The organism is Psychrobacter sp. H25 (assembly GCF_059076335.1).
The window spans coordinates 1,141,327-1,161,687 of sequence record NZ_JCACRV010000001.1 but is presented as its reverse complement, the minus strand read 5'-3'; the positions used below and the strand labels follow the sequence as shown (position 1 = coordinate 1,161,687).

The 20,361-nt window shown below is 43.5% G+C and carries 12 protein-coding genes; 11 read left to right on the top strand and 1 reads right to left on the bottom strand.

Annotated elements, in window-relative coordinates:
• Positions 1–29: 29 nt before the first annotated feature.
• Entirely contained in the window at positions 30–5,024 is a 4,995-nt protein-coding gene (locus tag AC5JPO_RS04520; RefSeq protein WP_493853394.1) for a translocation/assembly module TamB domain-containing protein, read from the top strand.
• 126 nt (positions 5,025–5,150) lie between these two features.
• Here AC5JPO_RS04520 and hemP read toward each other — a convergent pair whose 3' ends face one another.
• Entirely contained in the window at positions 5,151–5,309 is a 159-nt protein-coding gene (hemP, locus tag AC5JPO_RS04515) for a hemin uptake protein HemP (RefSeq protein ID WP_227672156.1), read from the bottom strand.
• Between the two features lie 298 nt (positions 5,310–5,607).
• Between hemP and AC5JPO_RS04510 the strand changes: the two genes are divergently transcribed.
• The 10 genes from AC5JPO_RS04510 (at position 5,608) to clpA (ending at position 20,304) form a co-directional block, all read left to right on the top strand.
• Entirely contained in the window at positions 5,608–6,771 is a 1,164-nt protein-coding gene (locus AC5JPO_RS04510; protein ID WP_493853393.1) for an NUDIX domain-containing protein, read from the top strand.
• A 464-nt stretch (positions 6,772–7,235) separates the two neighbouring features.
• Entirely contained in the window at positions 7,236–8,402 is a 1,167-nt protein-coding gene (locus tag AC5JPO_RS04505) for a lipocalin family protein (RefSeq protein ID WP_493853392.1), read from the top strand.
• Between the two features lie 353 nt (positions 8,403–8,755).
• Positions 8,756–10,198, top strand: a complete 1,443-nt coding sequence (locus tag AC5JPO_RS04500) for a glyceraldehyde-3-phosphate dehydrogenase (protein WP_493853391.1) — start codon at positions 8,756–8,758, stop codon at positions 10,196–10,198.
• 303 nt (positions 10,199–10,501) lie between these two features.
• On the top strand, positions 10,502–11,704 hold the full coding sequence (gene cgtA / locus AC5JPO_RS04495) for an Obg family GTPase CgtA (RefSeq protein ID WP_493852569.1): 1,203 nt from the start codon (positions 10,502–10,504) through the stop codon (positions 11,702–11,704).
• A 78-nt stretch (positions 11,705–11,782) separates the two neighbouring features.
• Positions 11,783–12,955, top strand: coding sequence for a glutamate 5-kinase (proB, locus tag AC5JPO_RS04490; protein ID WP_493853390.1), 1,173 nt, complete (start codon positions 11,783–11,785; stop codon positions 12,953–12,955).
• Positions 12,956–13,186: 231 nt separating this feature from the next.
• On the top strand, positions 13,187–14,323 hold the full coding sequence (gene hemE / locus AC5JPO_RS04485; RefSeq protein WP_493853389.1) for a uroporphyrinogen decarboxylase: 1,137 nt from the start codon (positions 13,187–13,189) through the stop codon (positions 14,321–14,323).
• A gap of 86 nt (positions 14,324–14,409) precedes the next feature.
• Complete coding sequence (gene argC / locus AC5JPO_RS04480; RefSeq protein ID WP_493853388.1) at positions 14,410–15,477, top strand: N-acetyl-gamma-glutamyl-phosphate reductase; 1,068 nt, start codon at positions 14,410–14,412, stop codon at positions 15,475–15,477.
• 190 nt (positions 15,478–15,667) lie between these two features.
• Positions 15,668–16,447 carry a hypothetical protein gene (locus AC5JPO_RS04475; protein WP_493853387.1) on the top strand — a complete coding sequence of 260 codons (780 nt, stop codon included), beginning with the start codon at positions 15,668–15,670 and terminating at the stop codon, positions 16,445–16,447.
• A gap of 186 nt (positions 16,448–16,633) precedes the next feature.
• Positions 16,634–17,029 carry an ATP-dependent Clp protease adaptor ClpS gene (locus AC5JPO_RS04470; RefSeq protein ID WP_319050078.1) on the top strand — a complete coding sequence of 132 codons (396 nt, stop codon included), beginning with the start codon at positions 16,634–16,636 and terminating at the stop codon, positions 17,027–17,029.
• A gap of 728 nt (positions 17,030–17,757) precedes the next feature.
• Positions 17,758–20,304 (top strand): ATP-dependent Clp protease ATP-binding subunit ClpA, encoded by a 2,547-nt coding sequence (clpA, locus tag AC5JPO_RS04465; protein WP_443524528.1) that lies wholly within the window; start codon positions 17,758–17,760, stop codon positions 20,302–20,304.
• Positions 20,305–20,361: the final 57 nt, after the last annotated feature.

The window sequence follows — 20,361 nt, the reverse complement described above, 5'->3', positions numbered from 1 at the left end:
GTCATCATTTTTTAACGTAGTTGAGTGTCATGCTGACAGAAAATACCCCGCCTAACCACGCACCAGATGAAGATCCAGCACAGCGCGATGCCCGCGCAGTCAAGCGTTGGTATCCGCTATCATTTCTCATCAAATTGCTGGTACTGATTCTTATCGTACTCGCGATTATGTTTGCGATATTCTTTTATGCAGCAGGCACCGATGCTGGTACCAAGTTTATTTTAGAAAAAATCAGTGCTGAGACGGGTATTGATTTTAAATATGGACGCGGTAACTTGCGTGACGGTATTTGGGTAACTGATATCGATGTCGATGCAACTGAAGACCTTGAAATATTAGTAGACAAAGCCTATGTCAAAATAGGCTGGCGTGCAGTATTTGCAAAAGAAGTGCATCTGAGTGATGCTGATATAAATACCATCGAAATTATCAATAAAAAGCCACCTACGGGTGAGCCGTTCGATTATAAAACCTTAAAACTACCCATTAATTTACGTTTTGATCAAGCAAAGATTAATAAAATCATTTATAGACAGGTTACTAAAGACCCGGTTGTTATCAATAATATTACAGCTCGTGATCTGACGTGGGTCGGTAGTACCGTGACCGTAGGCCGTGGTGATTTGCAGTATGCTGATATCGTCAAAATAAGTGCGCTACAAGGTGAGATTGATCTGCAAGGCGACTATCCATTAGATCTGAGCGCGATAGCTGAAGTCAGTGCGCTTGAAAAGGCATACATTGACCCACTAAATATTAGTGCGACGGGTACACTTAAACGTACTGTTGGCAAAGTGCGCAGTCGCTACAACGATAGTGATGTCAGTGGTGATTTTGTGGTGCAGGGGTTAGATGCAGGCGCACCGTTTGACGCAACATTACAATGGGATGATATTTTGATCCCTTATGCCGACAGCCAAGATATTCGTTTACAAAGCGGTACGGCTACGGCGTCAGGGGTTATCTCCGAAATACGGTTGCGTATCAATACTGAACTGACCGCCAAGGACATTCCATCAGGTCATTATCAAGGGCGCGCGGTCATTGCTGATAGCCAATTGCGCATTGATCGTTTGGAGGCTGATGTCCCAGCGGGGCGTCTGGCATTACAAGGTATCTTAGGCTGGAGAGACGGCTTTGATGCCACGATACGTGCAACGGGTCGTAATTTTGATATTCGCCGTGCTATTCCTAGTGATTATGCTGATTTCAAAGCTTATGCCCCGCAGACACTGAATGGCAGACTGTCATTACGCTATCAGCAGCAGAACCTTACGGGCAATACAGAGATTGATGCTGATTTACGCCAGCGAGATGGTGAACATATCAATGCCAATATGGTCCGCGGCAAAACCTCTGCTAAATCTAAGCAGGTGGCGCCTTGGTATATCGATGCCACGTGGCAGAATCTGATCCGCCGCGATGTACCTAATATCGGTAATATCGACAGTCCTCGTGGTCAGGCAGATGTTATCGTTCGTGGCTCGAATTTATCAGTCGATGCCAATGCAGTTATTAATGAGCTCAACGCTGCGCCTAAGGGTAACTACGACGTGCGCTTACGTAAAGCAGGTGACGTCATTGATATCAATCGACTCAATTACGATGGTATCGTGGGTGATCTATCAGGTACTGGGCAGATCCAGCTTGCAAATCGCAACCGCCCATTGACGTGGCAGATTGATGCCAGTACCAAAGGTCTACTGCCCAAAAAATACCGTAGCGACCTGCCACTTGAGCGTCTCACAGGGCGCCTAAGTGCTCGTGGCCGATTGCTCAATATCAGCAAAAACGGTGTAAGTGGTCAGCGTCATGTGATTACTTTAAACAATACCGACTTACAGGCGCAGCTTGATGCCACGCAGAACGGTCGTGCTATTGGGGTGACAGGTAGCGGCGATGCCAGTGTTGATATCGTGGGTGGTGAGTTGTCTGTATTTGACGCGCGCTTTGATGGTCAGGTCGATACAGCAGATGTACCAAAAGGTCGTCTCTCAATTGATGCTGCTGGTACACCAAAGCTAATCAGTATTCGCAAGTTAAACTATAACGGTGAAGCTGGTGCAGTAAATGCAAAAGGCGTCATAGATTTACGCAACAATATTGGCTGGAATATCGACGGCCGTTTTGACAAATTCAATGTAGGGTATTTATTACCCAACAATCCAGCCATTATCACAGGCAATCTAAAAACTAGTGGTGAGTGGCAAACCCCTGCCAAAAACAATGCGAATGCCGCAGGTAAATTACAGCGTTTTGCCATTAACTTCGATGGGGTTTTGGATGCTGAGCAATTGCCAGCAGGTAAGCTTAATATTGAGGCCAGTGGTGATAGCCAACTGATTCGTATCAATCGCTTCCGTCATGTAGGGGCAGCAGGTAGTATCAATGCAGAAGGAACAGTCGATGTGCGACAAGGCATTGCCTGGGATATCAATGCAGTGATGGATCGTTTCAACATTGGGTATTTCCTAAAAGACACGCCAAGTCTGATCACGGGTACTATCGATACCGATGGTCGCTGGGGTGACACGCAGCAGACCATTAATATCAATCAAATAAACCTGAGCGGTATGCTAAAAGGTCAACCACTCAGTGCCAGAGGTAGCTTGGCTGCAAAACTGCGCTTGCCAAAAGACGTGGCCAGTTATTTTAAGCGTTTGCAAGCACAGGATGCGCAGGCACAATACAAGCAAGTAAATGCCTTAGTGGATAGTTTGAACGCTGATAATCTAGTGCTGCGCTGGGGTGATAACTACGTCACTGCCAATGGCAATGCCAAACAGCTACAAACCAAAATCAATATCACAAGTTTAGATCAACTGTCTGATAAGCTTGCTGGAAAAGTGACTGGCGGCGCCACATTGGCTCAACCAACAGGACAGGCATTACCAACGATTTATATCGACTTGGTCGGTGAGCGACTTGCACTACCAGGATTTATCTTACGTCAGGGCCGTATCCGCGGCAAGCTTGTCAACTTAGCCAATAGCCCCAGTCAGCTCATTGTCACTGCTGAGGGACTAGATGCTGCTGGACAAAGTTTCGATAGTATAAAAGCATCATTTAACGGTACCGAAAAATCTCATGTAGTCGATCTAAACATCGCCAATAGTAAGTTAGATATTGGGGCCAGACTCAAAGGTGGCTTTGATAGAGATAAGCTCAGCTGGTCAGGGGTGATTGGTAAAGGCCGCGTCAAATCCAAATACGCCACCTTAAACCAATTACAGCCAGCACAGTTGATTGTGAACTTGCCTGATAACCAAAACGGCAACAATACAGACCTAAAGGTACAGTTAGCAGCGCATTGCTGGCAAGCGGCTGACCAAACGGGCAAGCTATGCCTGCGCCAAAAATTGGTCGCTTCACCATCCAATGGTGAAGTCGATGTGGCACTGCAGAATTTAGACACCTCACTATTTTCAGTATTTTTACCAAAAGATATTGATTGGCATGGCAAAATCAACGGTAAAGCCGTTGTCGGCTGGCAACGGGGGCGTCCGCCAACCATAAACACAACCCTATACTCAGACAATGGCAAAATCGGCCTGATTCAAGATGGCGATAGCACGCCAATGACCTTGCCTTATAAGCGCGTTTCTCTTATCGCTTTGTCTGTGCCGGAAGGTATTAAGCTGCGTACTGATATCAATACAGGACGCGGTGCCCGTGGCTATGCTGAGGTTGTCGTTGATCCTTACAAAGATCCTAAGCCAATCTCTGGTGCCCTAGTGCTCAACGAGCTTGATTTAGCGATATTAAAGCCTTTCTTCCCGGGTATGCGTGTCCTAAGAGGTAATGTCACGATGGCAGGCGGACTGGGAGGTACTTTGACTAAGCCGCAGTTCTACGGTGATGTAAAACTCTCTGACGGCCGCGTCGCGATGCTTGACTTACCAGTCAATCTAACCAACGTGAATGCCGAAGCAAAAATACGCGGTACGCAAGCGACTATCGATGGGACGTTCAACAGCGGTGATGGTAAAGGTGAATTGTCTGGTACCGTCAACTGGCAGCAAAAGCTTCAGGCCAAATTAAGTATTGTTGGCGAGCGCTTAGTGATCACTCAGCCACCATTATTAGTGGCTGAGATTGATCCTGATATCGATATTATCGTGCGCCCAAGTGATCGCTATGTCGATATCAAAGGCGCTATTAGCGTACCCTCAGCTACCATACGTCCACCAGAAGCCAGTGAAGACATCATCACTCAAACTGAAGATGCCGTCGTATTGGACCGTCGTTTAATTGGTAACATTGATGAAGTATTAGCCATCTCAAAACCATGGTCAATCAACGCTGATATCGGTGTCGATTTGGGTGATGATATTAATTTCCGCGGTTTTGGTGCCGTTATTCCATTAGCAGGTGCGATTAATATCACACAAAGCGGCACAGGTATCATGCGCGCAACAGGTGTCGTACAGGTCTCACGCCGTACCAATATCAATGCCTTTGGTCAGAACTTAGAGCTTAATTATGGTCAAGTACGCTTCAATGGTGACGTAATGAAGCCGATATTGAGTATTGAAGCTGTCAAAACGATCACTGGCAAAACAGTAGGCGTACGTGTGAAAGGCAGTACAGAGAGTCCGAACATCACTGTCTTTAATAATGCAGGACTGACCCAGCAACAAGCAATGAACGCTCTGGTAACAGGACGTATTGATAATAAGAGCGCCACTCAAATCAGTGAGCAAGGATTTAAGTCTCAGGTGACCAATAATCTTGCCGCTGCTGGATTGAGCTTTGGCTTGAGTGGGACACGTGGTCTAACCAACCAAATTGGCCAAGCTTTTGGCCTACAGAGTCTAACGGTTGATGCCTCAGGTAGTAGTGAAGATACTAATGTCAACGTCACCGGTTACGTGACCCCTGATCTGTATATCCGCTATGGAGTGGGCGTGTTCAATGCTCAAAACAGTCTGTCGGTTCGCTATCAGTTGACCCGCCGTATTTACGTAGAAGCGAGTTCAGCGGCAGAAAACGCCGTGGATGTCGTCTACAGTTGGCAGTTTTAATAACGTATCTAAAGGACAGATATTTCACTATTGACGTTAATTGAATCTATTTGAATAATTGCTACCCAACAAAAAACGCCTTGTAATGAAGGCGTTTTTTTATAAGTACAAATAAACGGTACTAAACTATTTGGTCAGGATCAAACGGTTGTTACGAGTTAGGCGTAGTCGATACTCTTCGCCCTCATGCTCGATACGTACTTCTTTGGTCAAAGCAAATAGATGCTGTGATTGTAGAGTCGGCAGACGATTTTCACGGCAGTTTAAATAACGAGAGATAACCATGCTCATGGTGAATTCCTTTTGATAGTAAGTGGCTTAGTAAATTAGCTATATCGTAACTGACTTTAACGATAATAATTATCATTTAGATTAAAGGAATTTGCAAGCAATTGATAAAATAAAATGCAGTTATTATGTAAACTTATCTAAGCTTGATGTCACAAACTATAAAGTTCGAGAGTTATGTACGCAAATTTGTACGCACAAAAATTTCGTATGCCTGAATCAACTTCATTGATACAGCCGATTCAAACCAAATAATTAAAAATCATCAACAGACATAATCGTAGAGGACAACGCTATGCCAAGTGAATCAAATAGCCCGTCAGCAATAACAAACGTAACTATCGTCAATGTGGCTGTCGCAGTTATCCATTACCAAAACCAATATTTGCTTGGGTTCCGAGATGCAGCACAACATCAAGGCAATCGCTATGAGTTTGTAGGTGGCAAGATAGAGGCGACTGAATCAGCAGAGCAGGCACTAAAAAGAGAAGTAGCTGAAGAGACAGGTATCTTAGTTGATGATAATACTATCGTTAAGCTTGGGCGTTTGCACCATGATTATGGTGATAAGCAAGTCAGCTTGCAGGTTTATAAGATTGAGCTAACAGCGCAGCAGTACGAGCAGTACAAGAGCCATGAGTATGGTCTAGAAGGGCAGGCAATAACGTGGGCAGATAAGTCGCGTCTACTGGCAGGTGACTACCCGTTGCCTGCTGCCAACAAAACTATTCTAGAATGGTTAAGGTTACCTACACAAATAGCCATCACTTATCCTTTAGCTGATTTTCATCAGCATACTGATCCAAAAACAGCATGGCTACAATATCATCAAGAAAAACTACCACCAAAATCTTGGACATATATTCGCTTGAAGCACACTGGTTCAGAGTCTATAGCCAAGCAGCTAATGGACGCACGTCCAGATCTTCTGGCAATTTTACCGTATAGCAGCGATTATCAATACACTGACACTGACACTGACACTGAAGTATCAGTAGAAGCTACTCACAAAAAAACCAACGATTCAATCGTCGCTAGGCACTTAACACATTCAGCATTAATGGAATGGCTTACTAATACTCAGAGCGTTATAGCGTCTGAACCGTTACTGCCTGATAACTATTCATTCACTTGCCAGTTGCTCGCTAGCCACTCACTCAATGATTATCCACTCATTGTTAGTTGCCATGATACTGCCAGTATTGATGCTGTCAACAAGCTTGCCAGCGCGCGTGTCGAGCAGGGTTTACCTCCAGTCATCGGCATGCTCCTGTCTCCTGTATTAGCGACCCAAACGCATCCTGATACAGTACCACTTGGTTGGCAGTCATGGTCATCATTGGCACAGTTGGCTGATATGCCTGTTATCGGCTTAGGCGGATTGGCGCCTTCGATGATTGAACAAGCATTAGACCATGGAGGTCTCAGTATTGCTGGTATCCGTCAGTTTCATTTGTAAGAAATATAAAAAAAATATAGTTCAACTGTCTATACTACCTGTATAGACCTTGTCTCAGTCATCACATGCGACTATTAAAATAAGTAAATGTAGATGGCTGATTTTTAAAATATTTATTCAGTAAGTAACTGTGTGGTTATGATGTATTTATAGCAATGCACAAACACATCGTTATTTACAAACCGTTGCGTTTCCCTACATTGGACTACTGTTTTAATCGCCTGACTGCCTTTAGTATATATTGCATATCTAAAGCACATTTATTTTTCAGCGATGGATCTACTAACGACGACTCTATAATAATTATAATAAATAAGAGCGTTGGTAGTAGTGAAGCTTGAATATGTTCTCGATTTTATAGCCAATATTCATTTAGAAATTAGATAAATAAAACTGGATAAATGGAACTAGATAGATGATATACACAAAGAACTTCAACAATCACTATTAATAATGGTATCCCTATGAAAACCAACAAGTTACCTAAGTCAGGATGGACTGACACACAGGCAGCTGGTTCTCAATCTCAGCAGTCTATACCGTCTAGCGATTACCGCAGGCACAGTTATGTCACGCAGCAGACCGAAAACGCCAGTAATGACGCTAGCTATAGCCATAAAGACATAAATAATGAACGTTCAGATAATGAGTACTCAGACTACTTGGCAGAAGATAACGTCTTGTCGCATAACTATTCTGGATACAAAAGCGCTGACCAAGATTCCAATGATGCAAAAGAGTCAGCCATGAATCGTCAGGTCATAGAGCAATTCAATACTGCTAATGGCTACAAACGACCAAAAACACTGAACAAAGATGAGCCGTTGATATCAGGGCTCTTGGATGATCAAATGAGCAATTTAAAAGATAACGTCCAACAGGATGCTAACGTGTCGTCAGCCGATATCGACTCATCATATAAAGAGATACCGGAGCGTGTATTTATGAATGGACTTATCAAACACACAGGCATTGCGTTAGCGATTATTATACCGTTAGCGGCCTTTTCAGCCTATGCAGCTACACCACCAGTGAATATGGCAACTACTGAAACGTCTAGTAATGCGATGAGCGAAAAAACCACAACTGACATGTTGTCAGTTAAGCCAAGTGATATTATTTATAAGTCTACAAATACACCAACCACAGTAGATAATGTAGACCTAAATTCTTACGCAGGGACATGGTATGAAGTTGGTCGTTTACCGATGTATTTTCAGCGTAAGTGCGCAGGTGACGTAACCGCAAATTATGCTCAAAATAATGACGGCTCAGGAATTACAGTCACCAATAAATGTGTGGCTGCAGATGGTTCAGATATCGTTGCAGAAGGCCTAGCAAAGCCAGTGGATGATAGTGGCAGTAAATTAAAAGTGACATTCTTACCTAAGTGGATCAGGTGGATTCCAGTAGGTCGCGCAGATTATTGGGTGCTGGCACGTGATGAAGACTACAAAACGGCTCTCGTGGGCACACCTGACAAAAAATACTTATGGTTATTGGCACGTTCACCAAATATTAGCCAAGAGACCTATGCTAAGTACCGCCAAATTGCGCAGCAGCAAGGTTACGATTTAAAAGAGTTTATGCTGACGTCACAAACTGATCAAACCGTGAACTTGGTACCATAAAGCTGAATAAGCCACATATTTTCTTCTGCAGAGATTTAGATGCAAATTTTTGATATATCATCAACAATTCATATTCAATAGCTAGACTAATTCAAGATAAAGCAGCCGTCCGTGCTGCTTTATTTTTATTGCTATACATCAGAATTGGGATGCTAATACATACTATGTAAACGGTTATCACTGGCAAAATAAGGCGTTTTAGGCTAAAATCTAGGCGATTTGAATACTCTGACGTCAAGAACTGATGTTGATAGTGGTTGATTATCGCATTAAAGTCACCACTTAGAGCATACACGACCTATCTGATTTATACTTCTTCATATTTTATTGACCATACATTACTGACCATAAGGATGTTTCTCGTGAGCAACGCTGATACCTTACGCCAATTACATCAAGACCACTTGAAAAATTACAACAATCAAGAGCAACAAGCCATTGAGCTTATGGGGCTATTGAATAAGCTCTATAATGCGCAAGATGTACAAGTGACTTTATTTGGTGAGACGCTAGATTCTACCTCAATTGGTCAAATACTTGCTTTACATCAAAAAGTAGCATTACGCGACCAAGGTGCCAAATCTATCGATATCTCTGATACTTTAGCGATGGTAAAAGTTATCTCAGAAAACACTGATATCCAAGCCACTCGCATCGATGTTGGTCAATTGATTGCTAACGATACTGACTTACAAACTGCTCTACAGTCTATCAACAACGCGGGTGCTTCAAATGGCGCGACAGATGTTGTGCTATACGGTTTTGGTCGTATCGGTCGTATCTTGACTCGTCTGCTATTGTCACAAGCGTCAAGCGCAAAAGGTCTACAACTAAAAGCCATCGTTGTGCGTCCAGCCGCTGCTGGGGACTTGGCTAAGCGTATTTCATTGCTTGAGCGTGACTCAATCCATGGTAGATTCTTAGGCGGCATTAGCATTGATGATGACAACAACGGCATGATCGTGAATGGCCGTTTTGTACAAGTTATCTATGCCAAAGACCCAAGCGAAATCGACTATACCGCTTATGGTATCGATGATGCATTAGTTATCGATAACACAGGTATCTGGAAAGACGAAGCTGGTCTCGGTAAGCACTTGCAAGCGACAGGCGTGAAAAAGGTCTTATTAACAGCACCTGCTGGTGGCGATATCAAAAACGTCGTTTATGGTGTGAATAATAATACGGTTGGCGACGATAATATCGTTAGTGCTGCGAGCTGTACGACCAATGCGATTACGCCAACGCTAAACGTACTAAACGATGAGTACGGTATCGAAAATGGTCATGTAGAGACTATTCACTCATTTACCAACGATCAAAACTTGGTTGATAACTACCATAAAGCAGATCGCCGTGGTCGTAGTGCTGTCATGAATATGGTTATTACCAGCACAGGTGCAGCAAAAGCAGTTGGTAAAGCATTGCCAGAATTGAATGGCAAGCTAACTGGTAACGCGATCCGTGTACCAACGCCAAATGTCAGCTTAGCTATTTTGAACTTGAACTTAAAAAATGCACCAGCAAATGCTGAAGCTTTAAATGAGTTCTTACGTAAAATGGCTAACAGCAGCACGTGGCAGTCGCAAATCGCTTATACAGACTCTACAGAAGCAGTATCGACAGATTTTGTGGGTACAACCCATGTCGGTATTGTTGATGCGCAAGCGACTATCCTAACTGACAACCAAGCTATCGTATATGTTTGGTATGACAATGAAGTAGGTTACAGCACTCAGGTGCTACGTCTGGCGACACAAATGGCAGGAATCAGCTACGCTCAAATTCCAGCATAGTGTACTGAACATCTTAGAGCAATGACATATTATTAATCATATCGAAGTCGTATTTACTTTAGATCAGCGTTATTTGATGATTATGCGTTCGTAGATACCACTTTGAATAGATTGATATGGCTTTAACTGTCATACTTAAACACCCGATAGTCCGATTGATTATCGGGTGTTATTGTCATAATGGGCGTTGAGTAATAGATGCTCGCTTAGTTTTCATTATGACGTAATAGTCTAGCAAAACCCAAAATACAGCCGTTGGTTGTTACCAGTTTATACACTGGATTGTGAATTAAGGAACGTAGAATGCGATTTATTGATGAAGCCGTCGTAACGGTAAAAGCAGGTGACGGTGGTAACGGAATCGCCAGTTTTCGCCGAGAAAAATATGTCCCGCGCGGTGGTCCTGATGGTGGTGATGGTGGCAAGGGTGGAGATGTGTATGTCATTGCAGAAGACAACACCAATACCCTAGTTGACTATCGTTACACACGTCGTCATGACGCCATGAGAGCAGAAAATGGTCATAGTAGAAACTGTTCAGGTAAGGGGTCAGATGATTTGTATCTACCTGTACCAGTTGGCACGACGGTCGTTGATACTGAAACCGATGAAGTATTGGGTGATTTGATTGAAATTGGTCAGACGTTGCTGATTGCCAAAGGTGGTGACGGTGGTCTGGGTAATACGCATTTCAAGAGCTCTACCAACCAAGCGCCGCGTAAAGCCACTTCAGGTTTTGAAGGTGAGCTAAAGGTTCTTAAGTTTGAGCTAAAAGTAGTGGCTGATGTGGGTCTGATTGGTTTGCCTAATGCAGGTAAGTCTACCTTTATCCGTCAGGTTTCTGCTGCCAGACCAAAAGTGGCTGACTATCCTTTTACCACGCTAGTTCCTAACCTCGGTGTGGTTGATATCGGTCGTCATCGTTCGTTTGTGATGGCTGACATTCCTGGTCTAATTGAAGGCGCATCAGAAGGCGCAGGACTTGGCATTCGCTTTTTAAAGCATGTTGCGCGTACCCGTCGTTTGCTACATTTGGTTGATGTAAAGCCAGTTGATGGTAGTGACCCGGTCGAAAATGCCCGTGTTATCTTAAATGAGCTTGAGCGTTTTTCGCCCGAATTGGCTAATCTACCGCAGATTTTAGTATTGAACAAAATTGACCAAGTGGCTGAAGAAGAGCTAAATGAGCTATGTACGCATATCGTAGCAGAACTGGGTTGGACAGGCATCGTATTCCGCACAGCAACCTTAACGGGTGAAGGAGTCGATGCAGTCAAATATCACTTAATGAATGAGATCGAACGTGAGCGTGAGCGCGAGATAGAAGATCCTATCTTTGCTGACGCACAAAAAGAGCGTTTTGAGCGACTAGAAGCAGAAGTACGTCTGAATACTGAAGCACAGCGTGAAGCATACCGTGCAGCCAAAAAAGCGGCACGTGAAGGTTTGGATTTGTCTGATGAAGACGATGACGACGATGGTGTTGAAGTAATGTACGTTCCTTAAGCTAGTATGCTTGAGCTGATATACTTGAATGATTAAATTAATCCCTCTAATCAATTTATGTGAGAAAAAGGAGTTTATATGGCAGGTGACATCGCAAATACGACCGAAGAAGCAAGGTTTATTAAACAAGATCGCAACTTTGATATTCAGCGCGTTATTGTCAAGATTGGCTCGTCGTTACTGACTAACAATGGTCGGGGGCTGGATCGTACTGCCATATATGAGTGGGCAAAGCAGATTGCTCGCCTACACAAAAAAGGCGTAGAGGTATTGCTGGTTTCATCAGGTGCCGTTGCCGAAGGTGTGGTACGCATGGATCTTGAAGAGCGTCCCAAAAAATTGGCCGCACTACAAGCTTGTGCATCTATCGGTCAGATGGGTTTGATCGAAACGTGGTGGTCAGCTTTGATTCAGCATGGTATTCAAAGCTCGCAGCTACTATTAACGCACGATGATTTATCAAACCGCAGCCGTTATCTCAATACTACGAGTGCGCTGACGCAACTATTAGAATGGCGTGTGCTACCAGTTATCAATGAAAACGATACCATCACTATTGACGAAATCAAATTTGGTGATAACGATACGTTGGGCGCCATGGCAGCTGCAATGATCAATGCAGACTTGTATATTATTTTAACGGATCAAGATGGGGTATTTACTGACAACCCACGTGACAACCCCAATGCCAAAATGATCCGCCAAGAGCGTGCGATGGCTGATTATCTATTTGATATAGCGGGTGACGGTGGCAAGCTCGGACGCGGTGGTATGTTGACCAAAATCCGTGCGGGTCGTCTGGCTGCGATGGGCGGTTGCCCAACTGTTATCGTGAGCGGTGCGATTGATGATGTGATCACTCGTGTAGTGTCAGGTGAGGCGGTAGGCACATTGCTGACTACCAATGACGAAGACAAAATCATTGCACGTAAACAGTGGCTTGCAGCTCACTTGCGCATGGCAGGAAGTCTGATGGTTGATGCTGGCGCTGCCAAGGCGCTCACTGAACACAATAGAAGTCTATTGCCTGTTGGCGTGGTAGATGTGCGTGGCGACTTCGATGAAGGCGACGTCGTAGAAATCACCCATCAAGATACTGGCGAGCGTATTGCAGTGGGACAGGTGAATTTTTCATCGAATGATGCACGCCGCGTCGCTCGTGAGCGTACTGAACAGTTCGATAAGATCTTTGGCAACAATGAAGAACGCGTGGTTATGGTACATCGTGATAATCTTGCACTCACCGTATAGCGCATAAGTTGTGTAGCCGCCTTTACTTTATCTAGCGTCTCTAAGTTTTAGGTACGCTAGATATTAGGTGCGTTAGATGAATTTATCAGCTACAAATAGGTGGTAAGTTTTTCTTAACCTCAGTTGATGTAGTTCATACGCTATAACCGTTTATTATTTTATTTAATCTATTTTATCCAATACAGCATCCGTTGACGATTATGGATGTTGTGTTACTTTGGAGATTTGTACATGAGTGCTTTAGACAATAGTGACTCGATTCAGCAGCAGTTTGCCCCTTTAAAAAATGACAGACTGCTACGCGCATTGCGCTTTGAACCCATCGATACCACGCCAGTTTGGATGATGCGTCAAGCTGGTCGTTATCTACCAGAGTACAAAGCCACTCGTGCTGAAGCAGGCGACTTTATGAGTCTGTGCAAAGATACAGATCGAGCTACTGAAGTGACGCTCCAGCCATTACGTCGTTTTGATCTAGATGCGGCTATTTTATTTAGTGATATTTTGACCATTCCTGATGCTATGGGATTGGGTCTTTATTTTGAAACGGGTGAAGGTCCTAAGTTCAAACACCCGATTCGTGAACAGGCAGATCTTGATAGATTGCCAGTACTTGAACCTAATGATTCTCTTGACTATGTGATGCGCGCCGTCACAAGTATCCGTAAAGCATTGAATGGTCAAGTACCATTGTTTGGGTTTTCAGGCAGTCCGTGGACGCTAGCTACGTATATGATTGAGGGCGGAAGCTCAAAAGATTACCGCTATACAAAAGGTTTTTTGTACAGTAATCCTGGTTTTTTACATCAATTACTGGATAAGCTTGCGACCTCGGTTATTGATTACCTAGATGCACAAATCATTGCCGGTGCTCAGATTGTACAAATATTTGACAGTTGGGGCGGCGCACTTGGCCATCGTCAGTTTATTGAGTTTTCGCATGTTTACAACAAACGCATCGTCGCTGAACTGAAGCTGCGTCACCCGCAAGTACCGGTAGTATTGTTTACTAAAGGTGGCGGGTTATGGCTTGATACTCAAGCTGATAGTGAGGCTGATGTGCTAGGTCTGGACTGGACGATGCCACTTGACCGTGCGCGTCAAGTACTGACTGAAAGCCAGCGCCAATTGACCAAAAAACATAAAAAGCTGCAAAGTAGTAAAGCCATTCAAGGTAATTTAGATCCAGCAACACTATATGGATCACCAGCGACTATTCGTGCTGAGGTGAATGCGATGCTTGATCGTGCTTATGCAGATGGCGAAAAGACAGGCTATATAGCAAACTTAGGTCATGGCATTACTCAATGGGTTAATCCTGACAATGCCAAAGTCTTTGTAGATGCAGTACACGACTATAAAATCTAAAATTGGGCTTACTCTTGTATGACTATATGAGTCGTATAAGAGCCTATCGGTATTGTCTAGTAATTTTGAATAGAAGAGAGTGTTTTATGATTTCAGCAGCTATTGTCGGTGGTACAGGCTATACAGGTATCGAGCTTATTCGTTTGTTATCTGCTCACCCTGAGGTTTCTATTGATTTGCTTACCTCGCGTAGCGAAGCTGGCACTCGTGCTGATGAAATATTTCCAAGTTTGCGCGGTATTTCTGACATTGTGTTCAGTGATTTAGGTGATAACACGCTGAGTGTGCTACAAGAGTGTGATGTTGTGTTTTTTGCGACGCCACATGGTGTAGCGATGAAGCAAGCTGAAGCGCTCACGCAAGCTGGCGTAAAAGTTATTGATTTGGCTGCTGACTTTCGTTTGCAGTCATTGACTGAGTTTGAGCACTGGTACAAACAGTCTCACGCATGTCCTGAGCTGTTGAAGACAGCGGTTTATGGATTGCCTGAAATCAATCGTGATAAGCTTGCCAGTGCATTGTTAGTAGGCAATCCTGGCTGTTATCCGACCACTGCAATCTTGGGACTAAAACCAATCATCGAAGCACAAAATGAACAAACAAAAAGGTTGATTGAGTCTCGTATCGTAATTGATGCCAAATCTGGAGTATCTGGTGCTGGTCGCCAAGCATCGCTTGCACTCAACTATGCTGAGACAACCGATAACTTCAAAGCCTACAGCGTTGAAGGTCATCGCCATTTACCTGAGATTGAGCAGGGTGTTGCACATTTATTGGGTAGTCAGTTTGACCATCGTATCCGTTTCTTACCGCATCTGGTACCGATGATACGTGGCATGCTCAGTTCAATTCATATGGAGTTGACTGATGAGGGTGTGGCTATTGATTGGCAGCAAACGTTTGAAGACAGCTATGCTTTAGAAAGTTTCGTTGATGTCATTCCAAAAGGTGTTTATCCAGACACGCGCAGTGTGCGTGCTAGTAATCGTTTACGCATTGCGATACATCAAAACAATGAGCGCGCCGAATTAACGGTTATTGTCGTACAAGATAATTTGGTGAAAGGTGCAGCAGGACAGGCCGTTCAAAATATGAATGTGATGTTTGGATTTGATGAAACAATGGGACTAAATTTTGCGCCTATTGTTCCTTAATGCTGACTTTGTTGCGTTTAAGTCATTCATATTTATGATACTAGGTATTGATTATAAATTCCGCTATAATGACTTGCCCTTACTTTTAAGAGATATCCCCTAGATGCGTACTAAGCTTGAACTACGCTTTTTCTCGAAGTCAGCACGCTTATCGTGTCAAGATCCTGTTCTATCTGATTTGGGATACAAAATGCATTCCGATCAAGATGACAATGGTTCTAAACAGTATATCGGGAGCAACCAACGCGGCGCATCTACGCTAGTACTGGCATTGTTCGTGGTAGCCGTATTAGTGACAGCTGTGGTTGGATTGGTATTTGGTCATAAGCTTGGCTATCAGCGCGGCTTTCACTCGATGGAAACACAAGCCAAACAAGCAATTATCGATGGTACTGAAGCGACAGCAGCACTTGAGGACTTGCGTCTCAGTAACAAGATAGCGACGAATCAGGCGGCAACTGCCAAGCAAGAATTAGCTATAAGCTTAGCGAACCTCAACGAGCTGCGTGAAAACCAGCAAGCGTTGACAGTAGAAAACAGACAAGTCATACAGCTCAATGAAGTATATGCTGATGTCATTAGTGATAAAGGCGGTATGCCACTGCAAGTATTAGGCGCCAAAATTGAGCCATTACCCGAAAATGCTTTTGAGTATGGTTTTGACATCGGGATGCTCAGCAGTGATGGTCAGGCTAAGCGTCTTAGACCAACGTTGACACTGCTCAACAATGATGACCTTGTAGAAGTGCCCCTAGATCCTGCAAGCTACGCTATTGAAGGTATTGTCCGTATACGTGGTCGCTTTGTGATGCCATCAGGTTTTAAGCCTTTACAAGCAAAGCTTAGCTTGCAAGCAGGTGGGCAAGAGGTGGAACAACTGTATGATTGGAGACTCGGCGATAGAGTTGATAACATGCTACCATCACTTTTAGATTTGCCAGAAGTCGATGAAAGCCCTATTTCACAATAGTGACGTGTCCTAATAAACCTCTAATAGCGATGATATAGCCGAAAGCAAAGTAGAACGACTATAGTCATAGAAAGTAGAGCGACTATAGTTAGTAATTATATTTTGCATCATGGCTTACCGCCTGCCTTTACAACTTCTTTTATTTTAAACTTACCTTATAATTATACTTTGATTATGATGAAAAAAATGATATCACAAGACATGCCAACAGCTGCTGATTGGCACTTTCCACATATACCTGCGTATCGTGCCCAAGACGGCGATACCGATGATGAAACATCACCGCAAGCAGATGTATTGGTCGCAGAACCAGAAGTCGCTAAACCACCAATGTATGCTGTGGTTATGTACAATGACAACTATACGCCAATGGAATTCGTTGTTTATATTTTACAGTCAGAGTTTCGCCATACCATGGATTCTGCGGTTGAGATTATGTTGACGATTCACAATAGTAGCAAAGGCATTGCTGGTATTTACCCCAAGGATATTGCTGAGACTAAAGCCAAAAAAGTAAATAGCTTAGCGCACCGTGAAGGTTATCCGTTGCTGACACAGATTGAACCTCATCAAGGTGAATAAGCGTTTGCATCTCGTTTTGTCATCAGTATTTGCCTTACCATGCAGGATTTTTTAACATATATAAACGGCTCACTATCACAGTGAGCTTGATCACCTATCTTCTCAACATCTGCTTTTCTTTCAATACTTATTTTTCTAATCACTTCGTTTCAAATCTTCATTGCATTAACCATATTAGTGAGCAGCCACGTCGCTATGATAGACTTGATTTTTTCATAATATATCCTTATATATTAAAGTGTATCTACAAATAGCTTTGAATTCGATACTATTATGATAGCTGCACTATGATGATAGCTGCTTTGTTGGCTACAGAGCTATTTAGCATAGTCATTTGGCATAGTACTCAAATAATCCTCTCGATATTAATACCCCTAATAATCCATTCATCTTTTATCTGCTCAAAATTTTGAGTGTCAGTCGTTGCTGTTTAGCCTTTTAACACTTACTTTTTGTATGCTTTGATACACTTTAGTCTGCGTTAATAGATTGACTCCGTCCAAATATCGTGTTGATATAAAGACAAGCGACTATGAATTATCACAATCACTGCTAACTGGTAGATAGGTTAAGCATTCGTAAAAAAGTCTTTACCACAAACAATATATCCACGGCTTGTAATAATACGAATATCACCCTTGAACAATCGATCTGCCGCCCTGATTTACTTACTAACTCATTCATAAAACTATCAATTATAAAGATAGATATAACCGTAGGAAGTTGTTATGTTAAGTCGTCATCTTGAAGTTTCTCTACGTTTAGCAATGACGCTTGCGCGCCAAAAATCGCATGAGTATCTTACTGTTGAACACCTGCTACTAGCGTTACTAGAAAACACCCACGCTGCCAATACGTTGACTGCTTGTAATGCCAATGTGTCGGCACTGCGGTCTGAGCTTGAAGCGTATATTAATAAGCATACGCCAACTATCGATGCAAACACGGAACAATCGCCGCAGCCAACGCAAAGCTTCGATCGTATTTTGCAGCGCGCTATTTTTCACGTGCAATCTATAGGCGGTGGTCGCCTAGTTGAAGGCTCTGATATTTTAGTATCTATGTTCTCAGAGCATGATACTTATGCCGTTTATTTGCTCAAAAAGCAGGGCATTAGTCGCCTTGAACTGACCCAGTATTTGTCACATGGTCAAGATAAAGAAGAGCCGTCTGAACCACGTGCTTCTATGTCTGGCGAGCGCCGCAGTGCATCTGAAAAAACCAGCAAAGACCCATTGGTTGAGTTCGCGACCAATCTAAACCAACGTGCTGCAGAAGGTAAGACAGATCCTTTAATTGGACGTGCTTCTGAAATTGAGCGTGCAGCTCAGGTCTTATGCCGCCGTCGCAAAAACAACCCATTATTGGTGGGCGAGCCTGGTGTTGGTAAAACGTCTATCGCCGAAGGTTTAGCATGGTTAATCATCAATGACAAAGCGCCAAAACCACTTAATGGTTGCGTGATCTATAGCCTTGATATTGGCTCACTGATCGCGGGCACTAAATATCGCGGTGATTTTGAAAAGCGTATGAAATCATTGCTTGATGCCTTGAAGAAAAAACCAAATGCTATTCTTTTTATTGATGAGATTCATATGATCATTGGCGCAGGGTCGTCGATGAGTAGTAATATGGATGTATCAAACTTAATTAAGCCGGCACTTGCTAATGGTGAGCTGCGCTGTATTGGTTCAACTACCTTTACTGAGTATCGTCAGGTGTTTGAAAAAGATCACGCACTATCGCGTCGCTTCCAGAAGATCGATGTAAAAGAGCCTAGCGTCGATGATACTATTGATATCTTACGCGGTCTCAAACCTCGTTATGAAGAGTTCCACAATGTCGAATATACCGACGAAGCTCTAGTCACGGCAGTACAATTATCAGCCAAGCACATTCACGAACGTTTCTTGCCTGATAAAGCTATTGACGTAATCGACGAAGCAGGTGCTTATAAGCGTTTGGGCGTGGTACCTGATGTAGAAGACATCGATGCTGAAGAGAGCTTTATTGCCGATTTAGAGCAAGATTTTGATGCGCAAATCGATGCCGAAGAGGTTGATATCGATGCAGACAATGGCAGTGATAATGAAATGTTAGACGAAGCCGAAGCTGCTAAGGCAGATGACCGCGCTAAGTCTACTGATGGTGTAAAAGTATCAAAAGCAGCGAAACCGCCAATGAAAATCGACGTGGCTGATATCGAAGCTATTATTGCTAAGCTTGCACGTATTCCGCCTAAGTCTGTATCAAGTGATGACAAGAGCATTCTTGAACACTTGGATCGCGACCTCAAGCATCTAGTGTTTGGTCAGGATGAGGCGATTGCAACACTTGCTGATGCCATCAAACTGTCTCGTGCAGGATTAAAAGCACCAGATAAGCCAATCGGCTCGTTTATGTTTGCAGGACCAACAGGCGTGGGTAAAACAGAAGTATCACGTCAGCTTGCTAACTTGTTAGGCGTAGAGCTGGTACGTTTCGATATGTCAGAGTATATGGAAGCCCATACTGCCTCGCGCCTGATTGGTGCGCCTCCAGGCTATGTCGGGTATGATCAAGGTGGATTGCTCACTGAAAAAATCAACCAACATCCGCATTGTGTATTGCTTCTTGATGAAATTGAAAAAGCACATCCAGATGTGTTCAACTTGTTACTGCAAGTCATGGATCATGGTACCTTGACGGACAATAACGGCCGTGTTGCTATCTTCAAGCAAGTCATTGTTATCATGACAACGAACGTTGGTGCTGATAGTATCAGTCGCTCTTCTATGGGCTTTACTCAGCAAGATCATAGCCGTGATAATACCGAGTCACTCAAGCGCGTCTTTACGCCAGAATTCCGTAACCGTTTAGATGCGATTATTCAATTCAATCCCCTAGATACTTCAGTTGTCGTATCGGTTGTTGATAAGTTCTTGGTTGAGCTGCAAGTACAGCTTGATGATAAGCAAGTCACTTTAGAGATTGATGATGACGTACGGGATTATCTAGCTGACAAAGGTTATGACCGTCTGATGGGTGCGCGTCCGATGCAGCGCCTGATTCAGGATGAAATCAAAAAGCCATTGGCAAGTATGATCTTATTCGGCGAATTGGTGAATGGTGGGGTAGTTCACTTGACCTTGGAACCCAAAGCAGACGACACACAAGATGGCGATACCGTGAAGCTAGATAAGTCTACGGATAAAGGCTCATCTGACAGTCGAATCGTTTTGACAGTCGTTGAAACTCACGAGCCGCGTTCGGACTCTGAGTCAGTAGCCAGCTAAGCAGCTTACTAAAGCGCTTACTACTAATGCGTTTAGTTCTAAGGTGCTGAGTTCGAG

Coding starts and splice junctions, on each gene's coding strand:
- cgtA (WP_493852569.1), top strand. CDS start 10,502: ATGCGATTTATTGATGAAGCCGTCGTAACGGTAAAAGCAGGTGACGGT.
- hemE (WP_493853389.1), top strand. CDS start 13,187: ATGAGTGCTTTAGACAATAGTGACTCGATTCAGCAGCAGTTTGCCCCT.
- AC5JPO_RS04505 (WP_493853392.1), top strand. CDS start 7,236: ATGAAAACCAACAAGTTACCTAAGTCAGGATGGACTGACACACAGGCA.
- clpA (WP_443524528.1), top strand. CDS start 17,758: ATGTTAAGTCGTCATCTTGAAGTTTCTCTACGTTTAGCAATGACGCTT.
- AC5JPO_RS04510 (WP_493853393.1), top strand. CDS start 5,608: ATGCCAAGTGAATCAAATAGCCCGTCAGCAATAACAAACGTAACTATC.
- AC5JPO_RS04470 (WP_319050078.1), top strand. CDS start 16,634: ATGATATCACAAGACATGCCAACAGCTGCTGATTGGCACTTTCCACAT.
- AC5JPO_RS04500 (WP_493853391.1), top strand. CDS start 8,756: ATGTTTCTCGTGAGCAACGCTGATACCTTACGCCAATTACATCAAGAC.
- proB (WP_493853390.1), top strand. CDS start 11,783: ATGGCAGGTGACATCGCAAATACGACCGAAGAAGCAAGGTTTATTAAA.
- AC5JPO_RS04520 (WP_493853394.1), top strand. CDS start 30: ATGCTGACAGAAAATACCCCGCCTAACCACGCACCAGATGAAGATCCA.
- argC (WP_493853388.1), top strand. CDS start 14,410: ATGATTTCAGCAGCTATTGTCGGTGGTACAGGCTATACAGGTATCGAG.
- AC5JPO_RS04475 (WP_493853387.1), top strand. CDS start 15,668: ATGCATTCCGATCAAGATGACAATGGTTCTAAACAGTATATCGGGAGC.
- hemP (WP_227672156.1), bottom strand. CDS start 5,309: ATGGTTATCTCTCGTTATTTAAACTGCCGTGAAAATCGTCTGCCGACT.